At 61.2% G+C, this 16,907-nt stretch carries 13 protein-coding genes and 1 pseudogene; 12 read left to right on the top strand and 2 right to left on the bottom strand.

The features are described 5' to 3' along the window. The first annotated feature begins 6 nt into the window (after positions 1–6). The 12 genes and pseudogenes from hutI (at position 7) to ACQRBV_RS07270 (ending at position 14,058) form a co-directional block, all read left to right on the top strand. The gene (hutI, locus tag ACQRBV_RS07325; RefSeq protein ID WP_411985307.1) at positions 7–1,212 is read left to right on the top strand and encodes an imidazolonepropionase; all 1,206 of its coding nucleotides are present in this window, start codon (positions 7–9) and stop codon (positions 1,210–1,212) included. An 11-nt stretch (positions 1,213–1,223) separates the two neighbouring features. After that, positions 1,224–2,024, top strand: coding sequence for an N-formylglutamate deformylase (gene hutG, locus ACQRBV_RS07320; RefSeq protein WP_411985306.1), 801 nt, complete (start codon positions 1,224–1,226; stop codon positions 2,022–2,024). 178 nt (positions 2,025–2,202) lie between these two features. Then, entirely contained in the window at positions 2,203–3,138 is a 936-nt protein-coding gene (locus ACQRBV_RS07315) for a choline ABC transporter substrate-binding protein (RefSeq protein WP_090367333.1), read from the top strand. Between the two features lie 73 nt (positions 3,139–3,211). Further along, on the top strand, positions 3,212–4,141 hold the full coding sequence (locus ACQRBV_RS07310; protein ID WP_411985305.1) for an alpha/beta hydrolase: 930 nt from the start codon (positions 3,212–3,214) through the stop codon (positions 4,139–4,141). A gap of 103 nt (positions 4,142–4,244) precedes the next feature. Next, on the top strand, positions 4,245–5,216 hold the full coding sequence (pip, locus tag ACQRBV_RS07305; RefSeq protein WP_411985304.1) for a prolyl aminopeptidase: 972 nt from the start codon (positions 4,245–4,247) through the stop codon (positions 5,214–5,216). After that, positions 5,213–5,650 carry a D-aminoacyl-tRNA deacylase gene (gene dtd / locus ACQRBV_RS07300; RefSeq protein ID WP_411985303.1) on the top strand — a complete coding sequence of 146 codons (438 nt, stop codon included), beginning with the start codon at positions 5,213–5,215 and terminating at the stop codon, positions 5,648–5,650. The genes pip and dtd overlap by 4 nt, the downstream gene beginning before the upstream one ends. Before the next feature lie 267 nt (positions 5,651–5,917). Next, positions 5,918–7,663, top strand: a complete 1,746-nt coding sequence (locus ACQRBV_RS07295) for a glucan biosynthesis protein G (protein ID WP_090372265.1) — start codon at positions 5,918–5,920, stop codon at positions 7,661–7,663. After that, positions 7,656–10,264 (top strand): annotated as a pseudogene (gene mdoH, locus ACQRBV_RS07290) (glucans biosynthesis glucosyltransferase MdoH). The gene ACQRBV_RS07295 and the pseudogene mdoH overlap by 8 nt, the downstream one beginning before the upstream one ends. A 148-nt stretch (positions 10,265–10,412) precedes the next feature. After that, complete coding sequence (locus ACQRBV_RS07285) at positions 10,413–11,213, top strand: transporter substrate-binding domain-containing protein (RefSeq protein WP_411985302.1); 801 nt, start codon at positions 10,413–10,415, stop codon at positions 11,211–11,213. A gap of 219 nt (positions 11,214–11,432) precedes the next feature. Then, positions 11,433–12,230: a transporter substrate-binding domain-containing protein gene (locus ACQRBV_RS07280; protein ID WP_060754572.1), complete on the top strand. Its 798-nt coding sequence runs from the start codon at positions 11,433–11,435 to the stop codon at positions 12,228–12,230. Positions 12,231–12,371: 141 nt separating this feature from the next. Next, a complete protein-coding gene (locus tag ACQRBV_RS07275; RefSeq protein ID WP_060754571.1) occupies positions 12,372–13,331 on the top strand; it encodes an amino acid ABC transporter permease in 960 nt (319 codons plus the stop codon). Further along, positions 13,324–14,058: an amino acid ABC transporter ATP-binding protein gene (locus tag ACQRBV_RS07270; RefSeq protein ID WP_060754570.1), complete on the top strand. Its 735-nt coding sequence runs from the start codon at positions 13,324–13,326 to the stop codon at positions 14,056–14,058. Before ACQRBV_RS07275 ends, ACQRBV_RS07270 begins: the two co-directional genes overlap by 8 nt. Before the next feature lie 3 nt (positions 14,059–14,061). Here the strand turns inward: ACQRBV_RS07270 and ACQRBV_RS07265 are convergent, their stop codons facing one another. Next, positions 14,062–15,969, bottom strand: a complete 1,908-nt coding sequence (locus ACQRBV_RS07265; protein ID WP_411985301.1) for a methyl-accepting chemotaxis protein — start codon at positions 15,967–15,969, stop codon at positions 14,062–14,064. A 127-nt stretch (positions 15,970–16,096) separates the two neighbouring features. Further along, positions 16,097–16,810 carry a methyl-accepting chemotaxis protein gene (locus ACQRBV_RS07260; RefSeq protein ID WP_411985342.1) on the bottom strand — a complete coding sequence of 238 codons (714 nt, stop codon included), beginning with the start codon at positions 16,808–16,810 and terminating at the stop codon, positions 16,097–16,099. Positions 16,811–16,907 lie beyond the last annotated feature (97 nt).

Genomic DNA, 16,907 nt, shown 5'->3' with positions numbered 1-16,907 from the left:
GCGTTGATGAAAACGCTTTGGCAACACTGCCACGTCGCAACCATGGCTCATGGCAAGTACTCGATCATCGAGGATGCCGCCATGGTCACCGCAGGTTCGCTCATCGAGTGGATCGGCCCCCGCAGCCAGGCGCCGACGGCGGACTACGCCCAGGTGCATGACCTGCAAGGCGCGTGGGTTACCCCCGGGCTGATCGACTGCCACACCCACACGGTGTTCGGCGGCAATCGCAGCGGCGAATTCGAGCAGCGCCTGGAAGGCGTCAGCTATGCCGAAATCGCGGCCAAGGGTGGCGGTATTGCCAGCACCGTGCGCGCCACCCGTGCCGCCACCGAAGACGAACTGTTCGAAAGCAGCCGCAAGCGCCTGCGCAGTTTGTTGCGTGACGGCGTGACCACGGTCGAGATCAAGTCCGGTTACGGCCTGGACCTGGTCAACGAACGCAAGATGCTGCGGGTTGCGCGGCGCCTCGGCGAAGCTCTCCCGGTCAGCGTGCGTGCGACATGCCTGGCTGCCCACGCATTGCCGCCGGAGTACAAGGATCGCGCCGACGCTTACATCGAACACATCTGTACCGAGATGCTGCCCGCCCTGGCAGCCGAAGGGCTGGTGGATGCGGTGGATGCCTTCTGCGAATACCTGGCGTTTTCCCCGGAGCAGGTGGAGCGTGTGTTCAAAGTCGCCCAGCAACTGGGCCTGCCGGTGAAGCTGCACGCCGAGCAACTGTCATCGTTGCATGGCTCCAGCCTGGCGGCGCGCTATCACGCGTTGTCGGCGGACCATCTGGAATTCATGACCGAAGCCGACGCCATCGCCATGGCCGCCTCCGGCACCGTCGCCGTCTTGCTGCCGGGCGCGTTCTACTTCCTGCGCGAAACCCAACTGCCGCCGATGGACGCCCTGCGCAAGCACGGGGTGAAGATCGCCATCGCCAGCGACCTCAACCCCGGCACTTCGCCCGCGCTGTCGGTGCGCCTGATGCTGAACATGGCCTGCACCCTGTTCCGCATGACCCCGGAAGAAGCCCTGGCCGGCGCCACCCAACATGCGGCCACCGCACTGGGGATGGGGGACACCCATGGTTCGCTGGAAGTGGGCAAGGTCGCGGATTTTGTCGCATGGCAGATCGATCGTCCCGCCGACCTTGCCTACTGGCTGGGCGGGGAGTTGGATAAACGCGTCGTGCGCCATGGCGTCGACGTCACTGTTTGAGGAGTGTTGTTGTGGATAAGGTTCTGACATTCAAGCAAGGCCGTGTGCCGCTGTTGATCAGCATGCCCCACGCCGGTGTGCGCCTGACGCCGGCCGTCGAAGCCGGCTTGATCCCCGAGGCGCAAAGCCTGCCGGACACCGACTGGCACATCCCTACGTTGTATGACTTTGCCGAAGAACTGGGCGCCAGCAGCCTGGCGGCCGAGTACTCGCGGTTTGTGATCGACCTTAACCGCCCGTCTGACGATAAGCCGTTGTATGTCGGTGCAACCACCGGCCTGTACCCGGCGACCTTGTTCGACGGCGTGCCGTTGTTCCGTGAAGGGCTGGAACCCGACGAGAGCGAACGCGCCAGCTACCTGCAAAAGGTCTGGGGGCCGTATCACCGCACGCTGCAAGAGGAGTTGGCACGGCTCAAGGCCGAGTTCGGCTATGCCTTGCTGTTCGATGCGCACTCGATCCGTTCGGTCATCCCGCACCTGTTCGACGGGAAATTGCCGGACTTCAACCTCGGCACGTTCAACGGCGCCGCCTGCGACCCGGAGTTGGCCAGTCAGCTTGAGGCTATCTGCGCCAGCCATCCGCAGTACACCCATGTGCTGAACGGGCGCTTCAAGGGTGGGCACATCACCCGGCACTACGGTAACCCGGCCCAGGACATCCATGCCGTGCAGCTGGAGTTGGGGCAGTGCACTTATATGGAAGAGTTCGAACCGTTCCGTTATCGCGCGGACCTGGCCGAGCCGACACGCGTGGTGTTGAAGCAGTTGCTGGAGGCGTTTTTGGCCTGGGGGCAAAAGCGCTACGGCTGAACTGTCATCGGGAGCAATGCCCCTAGCTGTGTGAACCCGATCAAAGGTGGGAGGGGGCTTGCCCCCGATGACGCGTGTACAGTCGCCACAGTGCAACTGTCGGTCGCCACCGTTCGTGTTCAGAGCATCCCTGCTGGGTAAGGTTGTTGAATAAAAACAGCCGAGTGAGCCCGCATCCATGAAAAAACTGTTGTTGTCCCTCACTGGTGCCGTGCTGCTCAGCGCGAATGCCATGGCCGCCGAGCCAAGTTCCTGCAAAAACATCCGTATGGGCGTGGTCAGCTGGACCGATGTGATCGCCACCTCCGGCATGGCCGACGTATTGCTCAACGGTCTGGGCTACGACAGCAAGCAGACCAGCGCCGTGCAGCAGATCATCTTTGCCGGGATTCGCGACAAGCGCCTGGATATCTTCCTGGGTTACTGGAAGCCGGCGATGGACAACAACATCGCCCCGTTCCTGGCGGCCAAGCAGGTCAAGGTCTTCGACAAACCCAGCCTCGCCGACGCCCAGGCGACCCTGGCCGTGCCGCAATACGTTGCGGATGCGGGCCTGAAAACCTTCGCCGATATCACCCGCTTCAAGGACAAGCTGGGCGGCAAGATCTATGGCATCGAGCCCGGCAGCGGGGCCAACACCGATATCCAGAAGATGATCGACACCGACCACTTCGGCCTCGGCGGTTTCAAGCTGGTCGCTTCGGGGGAGGCCGGCATGCTGGCGGCGGTGCAGCGCGCAGTGAATCGCAAGGAGTTCGTGGTGTTTGTGGGTTGGACCCCGCACCCGATGAACATCAATATGAAGATGACCTACCTTACCGGCAGTGACGATGTGTTTGGCCCTGACGAAGGCCGCGCCACGGTCTCCACCGTCACCGCGCCGGACTTCGCCGAGCGCTGCCCCAATGCGAACCGGCTGCTGGAAAACCTGACCTTCACTGCCGCCCAGGAAAGCCAGTTGATGGTACCGATTATGGAACGCCAGTCGCCCCAGGATGTGGCCAGGCAGTGGCTGCGTGATCACCCCGAGGATTTGCAGCGCTGGCTGGCCGGGGTTCAAGCGTTTGATGGCAGTGATGGCACGGCGGCGGTTCAGGCCAGCCTCAAGCCCTGAGGCAATCACAAATCCAAATGTGGGAGCAGGGTTGCTCCCACAGTTTGATCTTCATTGCTAAGGATATGCGCGCATGTATCCAATTTCTCCGCAGCTTGCTGCTTTCGTCGCCAAAACCGAATCTTTCACCAGTGACGACTCATCCCTGGCCAGTTTGCGCCAGAACTACGACCGCATGTGCCAGGCATTCACCCCGCCGAAACCAGCGGGCTTGCAGGTCGGTGACTTCACCCTGGCCGGCGTGCGCGTGCGCAGTTATCTGGCGACTGCGTCCACTCCACCTGATGGCTGGCCATGTCTTTTTTATATACATGGCGGTGGCTGGATCGTCGGTGGGTTGGATTCCCATGATTTCATCTGCTTCGAACTGGCCAGCACGCTGCAGGTGCTGGTCATCGCCGTCGACTACCGCTTGGCGCCGGAGCATCCGTTCCCGGCAGCTTATGACGATTGCCGCGACGTGTGGCAGGCCGTCCAGGCAGGGCAGGCGCCCCACGCTATCAACCTGCAACGTCTGGTGGTGATCGGCGACAGTGCCGGCGGCAACCTGGCCGCGGCGTTGTGCCAGGGCCTGCGGGATGCTGGCCAAGCGTTGCCCAAGGCTCAGGTGCTGATTTACCCAGGCTTGGGTGGCCCGGCCGATTTGCCGTCGCGTCGTGATTGCAGGGACGCGCCGCTGCTCAGCACCGACGACACCGATTATTACGCGCGGCTGTACCTGCAAGGTGCAGGCAAGCCATCGGCTTATGCCATGCCGCTGTTGGCCGAGGATTTGCGCCGTTTGCCCAGCGCCCTGGTCGTGGTGGCCCAATTCGACCCGCTACGCGACGACGGCATGTTGTATGCCGAGCGCTTGCAAGCGGCGGGTGTCAATGCCGTGCTGTACCCGGGCAAAGGTTTGATCCATGGCTGTTTGCGCGCACGCGGCCAAGTGCCGGAGGTGGATCGGCTGTATGACTATCTGCTGCAGTTCCTGAGGAGCGAAGTGCTGACACAGGTCTAATTGCTCAAGGACATGCTCATTGCACAATTCGGGTTTATGATGCCAGACGGCAAAATAATAGACGTCCCCCCAGGGATGAACCCGACACCCTACGGAGCGCGCAATGCAGACTTGGTACCCGCAGATCAAACCCTACGCCCGGCACGATCTGGCTGTCGATGACGTCCACACGCTGTATGTCGATGAAAGTGGCTCTCCCGAAGGCTTGCCGGTTATTTTCATCCATGGTGGCCCCGGTGCCGGTTGCGACGCCAACAGCCGCTGCTACTTTGATCCGAACCTGTACCGCATCGTCACCTTCGACCAGCGCGGCTGCGGGCGCTCCACTCCTCGCGCCAACCTGGAAAACAACACCACCTGGGATCTGGTCGCCGATATGGAGCGCATCCGCGAACACCTGGGCATCGATAAATGGGTGCTGTTCGGTGGCTCCTGGGGCTCGACCCTGGCCCTGGCCTACGCGCAAACCCACCCGGAGCGCGTGCATGGCCTGATCGTGCGCGGCATTTTCCTGGCTCGTCCCAAGGACATCCACTGGTTCTACCAGGAGGGCGCCAGCCGCATGTTCCCGGATTACTGGCAGGATTACCTCGCGCCTATCCCGCAGGATGAACGCCATGATTTACTGGGTGCCTACCACAAACGCCTGACCGGCAACGACCAGATCGCCCAGATGCACGCGGCCAAGGCGTGGTCGACCTGGGAAGGGCGCATGCTGGGCCTGTGCCCCAACCCTGCGCAGGTGGAGCGGTTTGCCGAGCCGCAGCGTGCGCTGTCCATCGCTCGCATCGAGTGCCATTACTTCACTAACAACTCATTCCTCGAGCCCGACCAGCTGATTCGCGACATGCACAAGATCGCCCATCTGCCTGGCGTAATCATCCATGGCCGCTACGATATGATCTGCCCACTGGATAACGCCTGGGAGCTGCATCAGGCGTGGCCCAACAGTGAGCTGCAGGTTATTCGCGAGGCTGGCCATGCCGCATCCGAACCCGGCATCACCGATGCTTTGGTGCGTGCCACCGGGGAAATGGCCCGCAACCTGCTTAACTTGCCGCCTGAAGAAGCATGAAGGGCTTGTTGCAACGGGTGCGCGGCGCCCGGGTCGAGGTGGCGGGCGATGTCGTAGGGGCGATCGACCAGGGTTTACTGGTGCTGGTCGCCGTCGAGCCTTCAGATACGCCCGAGAGCGCCGACAAACTTTTGCACAAGCTGCTTAACTATCGAGTGTTCGGCGATGATGAGGGCAAGATGAACTTGTCTTTGAAGGACATCGACGGTGGTTTGCTGCTGGTGTCGCAATTCACCCTGGCAGCGGATACCAAGAGCGGGCTGCGGCCGAGCTTCTCCACGGCGGCCCCTCCGGCGCTGGGAGCGGCGCTTTTTGAACACTTGCTGTTACAAGCGCAACAATTGCATGGCAAGGTAGCGTCAGGGCGTTTTGGCGCTGATATGCAGGTGCATTTGGTCAATGATGGCCCTGTGACCTTCCTCTTACAGACATGAATGTATTAAAAACGACTTTAATGCCTAAAAACGCAGGGTTTCACTACAAATACTTCGTTGTCCCTGATGCGTTGTTTCGCGGGCTACTAGATAATCGCGCGCTACGGGGATCAGCGTTGTTTGGTCCATTTTTGACTTAGGTAGAGACTTGTCCGATAGCCTTTTGGGGAATCATTTTGACCCAGGGGAGTCGGAACAATGCTCGCCAACCTGGCATATAGATAGCTGGCCGTTGGTTTTTTGATCTGTTTTCGGCGAGGGTTGCTCGTGATTGTTAGTCCCTGTAATGCACCAAAATTGTCTGCCAAACGGTTACGAAACGCACTGGTGACGGGCTCTGCCCTGTTTTGCCTGTTCGGCGCGGGTCAACTGTGGGCATTCAGTCTGGATGATGTGTCGGCCAAGGCAAAAGAGCTGGCCGGGCAAAAATACGAAGCTCCGCGCAGCAATTTGCCAAACGAATTCCGCGAAATGAAATTCGCTGACTACCAGAAGATTCGTTTCCGCAACGAAAAAGCCGAGTGGGCTGATCAGAACACCCCGTTCAAACTGTCCTTCTATCACCAGGGTATGCATTTCGATACACCGGTGAAAATCAACGAAGTGACCGCCGACAGCGTCCAGGAAATCAAGTACGACCCGACTCGTTTCGATTTCGGCGACGTGAAGTTTGACCCTAAAGCCACCGAACAGCTGGGTTATGCCGGTTTCCGTGTGCTGTACCCGATCAACAAGGCCGACAAGCAAGACGAAATCATGACCATGCTGGGCGCGAGCTATTTCCGCGTTGTCGGCAAGGGGCAGACTTATGGTTTGTCCGCCCGTGGCATGGCGATCGACACTGCCTTGCCGTCCGGCGAGGAGTTCCCGCGTTTCACCGAGTTCTGGATCGAGCGTCCGAAACCGGGCGAGAAACAACTGGTGATCTTTGCCTTGCTCGACTCTCCACGGGCCACCGGGGCGTATCGCCTGACCCTGCGTCCGGGCGCCGACACCATTGTCGACGTCAAGTCCCAGATGTTCCTGCGCGACAAGGTCAGCAAGCTGGGCGTTGCCCCGCTGACCAGCATGTACCTGTTCGGCGCCAACCAGCCGTCCAAGGTGCTCAACTACCGTCGTGAGCTGCACGACTCCAGCGGCCTGTCGATCCACGCCGGTAATGGCGAGTGGATCTGGCGCCCGCTGAACAACCCTAAACACCTGTCGGTCAGCAGCTTCGCCGTGGAAAACCCGAAAGGTTTCGGCCTGCTGCAACGCGGTCGCGACTTCAGCCACTACGAAGACCTGGACGACAACTACGACAAGCGCCCAAGCGCCTGGATCGAGCCCGAAGGCGACTGGGGCAAAGGCACCGTCAGCCTGGTGGAAATTCCAACCGCCGATGAAACCAACGACAATATCGTTGCCTTCTGGAGCCCGGAAAACCTGCCTGAAGTCGGTCAGCCGCTGGACGTTTCCTACCGCCTGCACTGGACCATGGACGAGAAAGCCCTGCACCCTAGCGATAGCGCCTGGGTCAAGCAGACCCTGCGTTCCACCGGTGACGTGAAGCAGTCGAACCTGATTCGCCAGCCTGACGGCAGCGTGGCCTACCTGGTGGACTTCGAGGGCCCGTCCCTCAAGGCACTGCCTGCGGACGCCCCGGTGCGCAGCCAGGTGAGTGTCGGCGACAACGCCGAACTGGTTGAAAACAGCGTGCGTTACAACGAGCACACCAAAGGCTGGCGCTTGACCCTGCGAATGAAGATCAAGGACGCAGGCAAGCCGACCGAAATGCGTGCGGCGCTGGTGCAAGATGTTCCTCCTCCGGCGCCTGAGCAGGACTCGAGCCACGTGCTCAAGGCCGACAAGGTCCTGGCCAAGCAGCACGAGAAACAGGCCAAGAAAGACGCCAAGGATGCGAAAGACAAGGAAGCCAAACAGCCCGAAGCTGCCCCTGCCACCCCAGAGCCGGCCAAGACCGAACAAGTCCTGACCGAGACCTGGAGCTACCAGTTGCCTGCCGATGAGTAATTCACAAGCCAAACCAGAAACTCTGTCCGAGTACCTGGCGCATCTCCCGTTGACTGCCGAGCAGCGCGCCGAACTGGCGGGCTGCACCTCCTTCAGCGAATTGCACGAACGCCTGTCGTCGAAGACGTTCGACGCACCGACCGACGCCGCCCAGGCGTCGGTTGGCACGCGCTTGACCCTCAGTACCGCCGAGGAACTGCAAGACGCCGAAATGCTCGCGCTCGACGCCAGCGGCCGGGTCAGCCTGAAGGCCACGCCGCCGATCCGTCGGACCAAGGTGGTGCCTGAGCCATGGCGTACCAATATCCTGGTACGTGGCTGGCGCCGCTTGACCGGTCGCACCAACCCACCCAAGCCGCCGAAAGACGAGCGTGTATTGCCCGCTGCGCGCTGGCGCACCGTCGGTTCGATCCGCCGTTATATCCTGCTGATCTTGATGCTTGGCCAGACCATCGTGGCCGGCTGGTACATGAAAGGCATCATGCCGTACCAGGGCTGGTCGCTGGTCGACTTCGACGAGATCCGCAACCAGACCCTGCTGCAAACCGCCACACAGGTACTGCCTTACGCTCTGCAAACCAGCATCCTGATCATGTTCGGGATCTTGTTCTGCTGGGTCTCGGCGGGTTTCTGGACCGCGCTGATGGGCTTCTTGGAGCTGCTTACGGGGCACGATAAATACCGGATCTCCGGTAAAAGTGCCGGTGACGAGCCGATTCCGAAGGACGCCCGTACCGCGCTGGTCATGCCGATCTGTAACGAAGACGTGCCCCGGGTATTTGCCGGCTTGCGCGCTACCTTCGAGTCGGTGGCCGCCACAGGCGACCTGGACCGCTTCGATTTCTTCGTGCTCAGCGACAGTAACGACGCCGATATCTGCATCGCCGAACAACAGGCCTGGCTGGACGTGTGCCGCGAAGCCGGTGGCTTCGGCAAGATCTTCTACCGCCGCCGTCGCCGCCGCGTTAAGCGTAAAAGCGGCAACCTCGACGACTTCTGCCGTCGCTGGGGCGGTGACTACAAGTACATGGTGGTGCTCGACGCCGACAGCGTGATGAGCGGCGAATGCCTGACCAGCCTGGTACGCCTGATGGAAGCCACGCCGGACGCGGGGATTATCCAGACCGCGCCGCGTGCGTCGGGCATGGACACGCTGTATGCGCGCATGCAGCAGTTCGCCACCCGCGTGTACGGCCCGTTGTTTACTGCCGGCCTGCACTTCTGGCAGTTGGGTGAATCCCACTACTGGGGCCACAACGCAATTATCCGCATGAAGCCGTTCATCGAGCACTGCGCCTTGGCGCCGTTGCCAGGCAAAGGCGCATTCGCCGGTGCGATTCTGTCCCACGACTTCGTCGAAGCTGCGCTGATGCGCCGTGCCGGCTGGGGCGTGTGGATCGCCTACGATTTGCCGGGCAGCTACGAAGAACTGCCTCCCAACCTGCTGGATGAACTCAAGCGTGACCGCCGCTGGTGCCACGGCAACCTGATGAACTTCCGCCTGTTCCTGGTCAAGGGCATGCACCCGGTGCACCGTGCGGTGTTCCTCACCGGCGTGATGTCCTACCTGTCGGCGCCGTTGTGGTTCTTCTTCCTGGTGCTGTCGACCGCGCTGCTGGCGGTGAACACCCTGATGGAGCCGCAGTACTTCATGGCGCCGCGCCAGTTGTACCCGCTGTGGCCGCAATGGCATCCGGACAAGGCGGTGGCGCTGTTCTCCACCACCATCGTGCTGCTGTTCCTGCCTAAACTGCTGAGCATCATCCTGATCTGGGCCAAGGGCGCGAAAGAGTTCGGTGGCAAGTTCAAGGTGACGCTGTCGATGCTGCTGGAGATGCTGTTCTCCATGCTGCTGGCGCCGGTGCGGATGATCTTCCACACCCGCTTCGTACTGGCCGCGTTCCTCGGTTGGGCTGCGACCTGGAATTCGCCGCAACGTGACGACGATTCCACGCCATGGAGCGAGGCCGTCAAGCGCCACGGTCCGCAAACCGTGCTGGGCTTTTTGTGGGCCTTGTTGGTGGTGTGGTTGAACCCAAGCTTCCTGTGGTGGCTGATCCCGATCGTCGGCTCGCTGATGTTGTCGATCCCGGTGTCGGTGATCTCCAGCCGGGTCAAGTTGGGCCTCAAGTCCCGCGACGAGAGCCTGTTCCTGATCCCCGAGGAGTACAACCCGCCGCAAGCGCTGTTGTCGACCGAGCAGTACACCCACGAAAACCGTTGGCACGCCCTGCATGACGGGTTTGTGCGCTCGGTGGTCGACCCGCAGCAGAACGCCCTGGCCTGCGCCCTGGCGACTTCGCGCCACCGTCAGGCAGAGCCGATCGAGCACCTGCGTGCCGAGCGGGTGCGGCATGCGTTGAAAGTCGGCCCGGCCGCACTCAACAACGCTGAACGCCTGGCCCTGCTCAGCGATCCGGTAGCCCTGGCCCGCCTGCACCAGCAGGTCTGGAGTGAAGGTCACGCCGAATGGCTGGGCGCCTGGCGTGCCTCGATCAAGGCTGATCCGCACGCGCCGTTGCTGCCGCTGCAACCGCTGTCGTCCCAGGCCCAACCGGCCTGATTCAGACGCCCCCGAAGGCTCACTTCGGGGGCGCTTGAAACGCTGGTCCTACGGCGTTTCGCGTCTCTTCCTTTTTGTTCTAACTCCTTGTTATTTCGAAACAAAAGACCTCGATTCGAGGCGTATTGCCGTGCCTGTGGCTGGGGTAGCATCGCCCCCCAGATTTGACTTGCCACGGGGGTATTCATGTTCAAGAGGTACGGTTCAGCATGGCTGGTCGGCGTTGTCGCAGGCATCTACGCAGGTTGGTTGAATGCCGGTGCCCTCGATGATGCGGTTCGACGGGGAGTGCTGAGGGTCGGCACGACGCCCACCTACATCCCCTTTGAAATGACGGATAAGCAGGGGCGCATCGTCGGCTTCGAGATCGACCTGCTGCAGACCATGAGCCGTGCATTGGGGGTCGAACTCGAGCTGGTGGCGGTGCCTTACACCGAGTTGCTGCCCGGCTTGGTGGCCAAACAGTTTGACCTGATCGGCAGCGGCATGACGGTGACCCAGGAGCGCAACCTGAAACTGAATTTCAGCGACTCCTTTATCGTGGTCGGCCAAACCATCCTGCTGCACCCAAGCCTGGCCGGTAGGGTTTCCAGTATTGAAGACCTGGACAGTGCCGAGTACCGCGTCGCCGCCACTGCAGGCACCACCGGGCTGGCGGCGGCGCAGCGCTTCCTGGGCGCGGCGCGCCTGAGCAGTTTCGCAACCCCTGAAGAAGGTGTGCGCCAGGTCGTGGAGGGCAAGGCAGATGCCTTTGTGCACGATGCACCCTACAACCTGATTGCAATGACCCGCCCCGAGAACAGTGCGTTGCTGGTGCTCGAACAACCCTTCACCTTCGAACCGCTGGCCTTCGGCCTGAAGAAGGGCGACTACGATAGCCTCAACTGGATCAACCACTTCCTCAATCAGGTGGCCCAGGACGGGACCTACGATCGCCTGCACGACAAGTGGTTCAAGGACACTGCCTGGATGGCGGAAATCGACTGAAAGTCATAACTGTTTACACATAACCCAATGGACGAGTGAAGAGGGCAATGTGTCTACGCCCACGCTTCGCTGCACCCATGTGGGGCATTTCCGACATACGCCGATAACATTTACCCGTGAAGCCTTTGTGACGGGCAACGAGTGGGTTAGGATCGCACCCCGAAATGGTGCAGCCCTTTTGCGCGCCGCTCTTATAAGAACCGTCCAGGGGACTTGATGATGAAAAAGTATCTTTCGATGCTGATGCTCGGCGTCACGGCGTGGGTCGCCGCCACTGCGGCCCAGGCCGGTGCCATCGATGATGCGGTCAAGCGCGGCACGCTCAAAGTCGGCATGGACCCGACCTACATGCCGTTCGAAATGACAGACAAGCGCGGTGAAATCATTGGCTTCGAAGTCGACATCCTCAAGGCGCTGGCCAAGTCCATGGGCGTCAAGCTGGAACTGGTCTCCACCGGTTATGACGGGATCATCCCGGCGTTCCTGACCGGTAAATTCGACATGATCGGCAGCGGCATGACCCTGACCCAGGAACGTAACCTGCGCCTGAACTTCAGCGAACCCTTCATCGTCGTCGGCCAGACCCTGCTGATACGTAAAGACCTGGAAGGCACCATCAAGTCCTATAAAGACCTGAACGACGAGAAGTTCCGCCTGACCTCCAAGCTCGGCACCACCGGTGAGATGGTCGCCAAAAAACTGATTTCCAAAGCCAAATACCATGGCTATGACAATGAGCAGGAAGGCGTACTGGACGTGGTCAACGGCAAGGCCGATGCCTTTGTGTATGACGCGCCTTACAACGTGGTCGCCGAGAAAAAAGTCGGTAACGGCAAGCTGGTGTTCCTGGAAGAACCGTTCACGTTCGAACCCTTGGCGTTCGGTTTGAAGAAAGGCGATTACGACAGCCTCAACTACATCAACAACTTCCTGCACCAGATCCGCAACGACGGCACCTACGATCGTATCCATGACAAGTGGTTCAAGAGCTCCGAGTGGCTCAAGGACATGGAATAAGGCTTAAGACCGAGTCGCGTCCTTCGCGAGCAAGCCCGCTCCCACATTTGACCGAGTTCCAGCATGAGCATGCGGTCGAGTGTGGGAGCGGGCTTGCTCGCGAAGGCGGTCTCACAGGCGACACATATCCCGGAAAGTGAAATGAAACAGAAAAAAGCCCAATGGCCCTGGCACCTGCTGACCGTGGTCGTGCTGGTCGGCCTGGCTGGCGCCTTGTACTACGCCACTTCGCTGATGTCCTACGAGTGGCGCTGGAACCGCGTACCGCAGTACTTCGCCTACCAGGCCGAGACCTCCCAGCGTGCCGCCGATATCTCCACCGTCGTTGAACTGGTGCGCAAGGGCGATGTGGCTGAAGTCACCCTGCGCAACGACGCCGGTGTGGAGCAGAAGCTGAGCGTGGCCGACAACAGCCTGCAAGTGGCGCGCGGCGATGATGTGGCCGAAGGCGATGTGGTCGGCGTGACCCGCCATTGGGCGTTGGGCCCGCTGATGTGGGGCTTGTGGACCACCTTGTGGTTATCGGTGGTCTCCGGGGTGCTCGGGTTGGCGATCGGCTTGGCGACCGGCTTGTGCCGTCTCTCCAGCAACCCGACGTTGCGTGATCTGTCGACGATCTATGTCGAACTGGTACGCGGCACGCCGTTGTTGGTGCAGATCTTCATTTTCTATTTCTTCATCGGCACCGTGCTCAACCTGTCCCGGGAGTTCGCCGGGGTGGCTGCGTTGTCACTGTTTACCGGCGCCTATGTGGCGGAAATCGTTCGTGCGGGTGTGCAATCCATTGCCCGCGGTCAGAACGAAGCTGCGCGCTCCCTGGGGTTGAGTGTCAGCCAGTCGATGCGGCATGTGGTATTGCCGCAAGCCTTCAAGCGCGTGTTGCCGCCCCTGGCCGGGCAGTTTATCAGCCTGGTGAAGGACACCTCGCTGGTGTCGGTGATTGCGATTACCGAATTGCTCAAAAGCGGCCGGGAGGTGATCACCACCTCGTTCTCGCCATTTGAAATCCTGTTCTGTGTGGCAGGCTTGTACCTGCTGATCAACCTGCCGCTGTCGAAAATGGCCAGCCGGCTTGAGCGGAGGCTCGCGCAAAGTGATTGAAGTCCGCGATCTGGTAAAAGTCTTCGATACCCGTGGCCAGGTCGTGCGCGCGGTGGACCACGTGACCACCCAAGTGGCCAAGGGCGAAGTGCTGGTGGTGATCGGCCCGTCGGGCTCCGGCAAGTCCACTTTCCTGCGCTGTCTCAATGGCCTGGAAACGTTCGATTCAGGCTCGGTGAGCATCGACGGCCTGCAGCTGGCTGATCCGAAAACCGATGTGAACGCCTATCGGCGTGAAGTCGGCATGGTGTTCCAGCATTTCAACCTGTTCCCTCACATGACCGTGCTGGAAAACCTGTGCCTGGCGCAAAAGGTCGTGCGCAAGCGCGCCAAGAAAGAACGCGAGGCCAAGGCCCTGGCGCTGCTGGAAAAAGTCGGTATTGCGCAAAAGGCCAACGAGTTTCCATCACGGTTGTCCGGCGGCCAACAGCAGCGCGTCGCAATTGCTCGCGCCCTGGCGATGGAGCCCAAGGTGATGTTGTTCGATGAGCCCACCTCGGCCCTTGACCCGGAAATGGTCGGTGAAGTGCTCGACGTGATGAAGACCCTGGCCCTGGAAGGCATGACCATGGTCTGCGTCACCCACGAGATGGGGTTTGCTCGCGAAGTCGCCGACCGCGTGCTGTTCTTCGATCACGGCAAGTTGCTCGAAGACGCGTCCCCGGCCGAGTTCTTCGATGCCCCCAAAGACCCGCGGGCCCAAGCGTTTTTACGCCAGGTCCTGTAAGCGTCAGAGCCTGAATTTGCCGATCAGCGTCTGCAAATCCAGGCTCAGCCGCGTCAACTGAACACTGGCGGCCGCCGTTTCTTCGCTGGCGGTCGCCGTCTGTTCCGACACATCCCGCACCTTCAACACACTGCGATTGATCTCCTCGGCCACCGCGCTTTGCTGCTCGGCGGCGGCGGCAATCTGCGGGTTCATGTCCTGGATGATCGACACCGTGCGCGCAATCGCCACCAACGCTTGACCGGCATCGCGGGTCAGGCCGACGCTGGTGTCGGTCAGGTTTCGGCTGCTGTCCAGAATCTGCGCCACCTGCTCGGTGCCCTTGTTCAGGTCCAGGATCAGCCCTTCGATTTCTTCCGCCGATTCCTGGGTGCGTTGCGCCAGGCTGCGTACCTCATCGGCGACCACGGCAAACCCTTCTCCGGCACTCCCGGCGCGCGCCGCTTCGATGGCGGCGTTCAACGCCAGCAGGTTGGTTTGCTGGGACACGGATTTGATCACATCCAGCACGCTGCCGATTTTCTGGCTCTCCTGCTGCAAGGCGAGCATGGCGCGACTGGACAATGCCATTTCACTCGCCAGGTGACCAATCTGCTCCACCGCCTGCGCGACCACCTGTTCTCCGGCGCTGGCCTGTTGGTCTGCTTCCTGGGCGGCGGCCGACGCCTGTTCGGCGTGTCGCGAGACTTCCTGGGCGGTCGCGAGCATTTCATTCATGGCCGTGGCCACCTGGTCGGTTTCGTCTTTCTGGTTGTTCACGCCCGTGCGGGTTTGCAAGGTGACGGCGGACAATTGGGTGGCCGCACTGGCTATCTGCCGGGCACTGTCGCCGATGCGGCTGATCAGGTTGCGCAGGTTGCGGGTCATTTGTCCGATGCTCTGTTGCAATTGGCCCAGTTCATCATGGCGATCGGCCTGGGTGTCGTGGCTCAGGTCGCCGTCGGCGACGCGATGGGCAGCGGTGAGGACTGCGCGTAGCGGTACGGCAATCTGCCGGGCGATCCACCATGCGGCCAGGCCGCCGAGCAGCAAGGCTGTCACGGTGACGCTGATCAGCAGGAAACGTGTGTGGCTCGCGGCGTCATCACCCTGGGCGTTCTGGCCTTCAATCAGCGCAAGGTTTTGCTCGCGCAGCTGGTTGAGTTGCTGTTCAAAGCGGTTTTGCACGGTTTCAGTGTTGAGCTGCGCGTCCTTGAGCCGGGTGAGTTGCTCGCGATAGGTGGCCAGGTCGGTTTTGAGCTGCGCCGAGTCGACAGGCAAGGTGGTGACTGCGGCCTGGGCGACTTCCAGCGCGTCGAGCGTCTTGGCAATGGCCTCGGAGTAGGCTTGCAATGATTGCGCGGCCCATGCCGGGCTTTGCACACGCTCCTCGGCCTGCTCCATGGCCTGGCGCAACTGCTCGATGGCGCCATGGGCGTTGCCGTCTTCTGGGTCGGGTAATGCGCCGGCGAGTTGGACGAGCGTCTCACTGGCTTGCAGCGCCGTTCTTTTGAGCGCGGGGCGAATGCTCTCGCGTTGCTCGATCAAGGGCGGCAGTTGCACCAGGGCGGCCTTGAAATCCGCGACCCAGCGCGTTGCCTCCTGCAAGCGCTGCAGGTCGGCGGGGTCTTTCAAGCGGCTTGAAAGGTCGGCCAGGTGTGCGTCGATTTGTTCGATGCTCGTGGCCATCTTGGCCAGGCTGTCGGCGTCCGTCAGGGTGCGGTACACGATACGATCAGCGCGCATGGCTTCTGTGTCGACGGCCAACCGCCCCAATACCGTCAGGCTGCTGGTGTGATACAGCGCGGTGTTCAAGGCTTGCCAGCCGGTCATGGCGATCAGGAGACTGAGGATCAGCACTTGGCCGAATCCCAGGATGAGCTTGAGACGGACGCTGGCATTGACCAGCACGTGGGTCAGCCGAGAAAACATGATGAGCCTCCAATCAGGAATAGCGTTCGGTTAAAACGCTAAAACGATTCGAGGTGACGGCGGGCTGATAACTGCGTAGGACGTTTCACAAATTGCGGCGGCCTTGATCGACCGCCGCAGCAAAGGGTCAGACGCGGAAGCGCCCGACCAAGGTCTGCAAGTAGATCCCCAGGCGCGCCAGTTCTGCGCTGGAGGTGGCGGTCTCTTCACTGGCCGACGACGTTTGCTCCGACACGTCGCGCACATTCAGCACACTACGGTTGATCTCTTCGGCGACGGCGCTCTGTTGCTCGGCGGCGGTAGCGATCTGCGAGTTCATCGCCTGGATGGTCGAGACCGTGCGGGTGATGCTCGCCAACGCACTGCCGGCGCGACGGGTCAATTCGACACTGCTGTCGGTCAGGCCACGGCTGTTGTCCAGGATAGTGGCCACCTGCTGGGTGCCGTTTTGCAGGCCGACGATCAGTTCTTCGATCTCTTCGGTGGATTTCTGGGTGCGTTGGGCCAGGCTGCGCACTTCATCGGCCACCACCGCGAAACCGCGTCCGGCTTCACCGGCGCGCGCCGCTTCAATTGCCGCGTTCAGCGCCAACAGGTTGGTTTGCTGGGCGACCGACTTGATCACGTCGAGCACGCTGCCGATCTTGTCGCTTTCGCGTTTCAGGTCGCCCATGGCGGTAGTGGAGTGACCGACTTCGGTGGCCAGGCGCTCGATCTGGTCGATGGCTTCACTGACCACCTTGTCACCTTCACGCGCCTGTTGGTCGGCGGCCACGGCGGCTTCGGACGCTTCCTCGGCGTTGCGCGCCACCTCCTGCACGGTGGCAGCCATTTCGTTCATGGCGGTGGCCACTTGGTCGGTTTCGACCTTCTGGCTGTTGACCCCGGCGCTGGTTTGTTCGGTCACGGCCGACAGTTGTTCGGCGGCGCTGGCGATT

The sequence above is a fragment of the Pseudomonas sp. R11F genome (assembly GCF_050312575.1).
Lineage (GTDB): Bacteria > Pseudomonadota > Gammaproteobacteria > Pseudomonadales > Pseudomonadaceae > Aquipseudomonas > Aquipseudomonas palleroniana.
The sequence above is the reverse complement of the archived record's forward strand: the minus strand, read 5'-3'. Positions and strand labels throughout refer to the sequence as shown.

What these genes read in the sequence shown, in the direction of transcription:
- hutI (WP_411985307.1), top strand. Translation starts at nt 7, where the DNA reads ATGAAAACGCTTTGGCAACACTGCCACGTCGCAACCATGGCTCATGGC.
- ACQRBV_RS07315 (WP_090367333.1), top strand. Translation starts at nt 2,203, where the DNA reads ATGAAAAAACTGTTGTTGTCCCTCACTGGTGCCGTGCTGCTCAGCGCG.
- ACQRBV_RS07310 (WP_411985305.1), top strand. Translation starts at nt 3,212, where the DNA reads ATGTATCCAATTTCTCCGCAGCTTGCTGCTTTCGTCGCCAAAACCGAA.
- pip (WP_411985304.1), top strand. Translation starts at nt 4,245, where the DNA reads ATGCAGACTTGGTACCCGCAGATCAAACCCTACGCCCGGCACGATCTG.
- dtd (WP_411985303.1), top strand. Translation starts at nt 5,213, where the DNA reads ATGAAGGGCTTGTTGCAACGGGTGCGCGGCGCCCGGGTCGAGGTGGCG.
- ACQRBV_RS07285 (WP_411985302.1), top strand. Translation starts at nt 10,413, where the DNA reads ATGTTCAAGAGGTACGGTTCAGCATGGCTGGTCGGCGTTGTCGCAGGC.
- ACQRBV_RS07280 (WP_060754572.1), top strand. Translation starts at nt 11,433, where the DNA reads ATGAAAAAGTATCTTTCGATGCTGATGCTCGGCGTCACGGCGTGGGTC.
- ACQRBV_RS07275 (WP_060754571.1), top strand. Translation starts at nt 12,372, where the DNA reads ATGAAACAGAAAAAAGCCCAATGGCCCTGGCACCTGCTGACCGTGGTC.
- ACQRBV_RS07265 (WP_411985301.1), bottom strand. Translation starts at nt 15,969, where the DNA reads ATGTTTTCTCGGCTGACCCACGTGCTGGTCAATGCCAGCGTCCGTCTC.
- ACQRBV_RS07260 (WP_411985342.1), bottom strand. Translation starts at nt 16,810, where the DNA reads ATGAACGAAATGGCTGCCACCGTGCAGGAGGTGGCGCGCAACGCCGAG.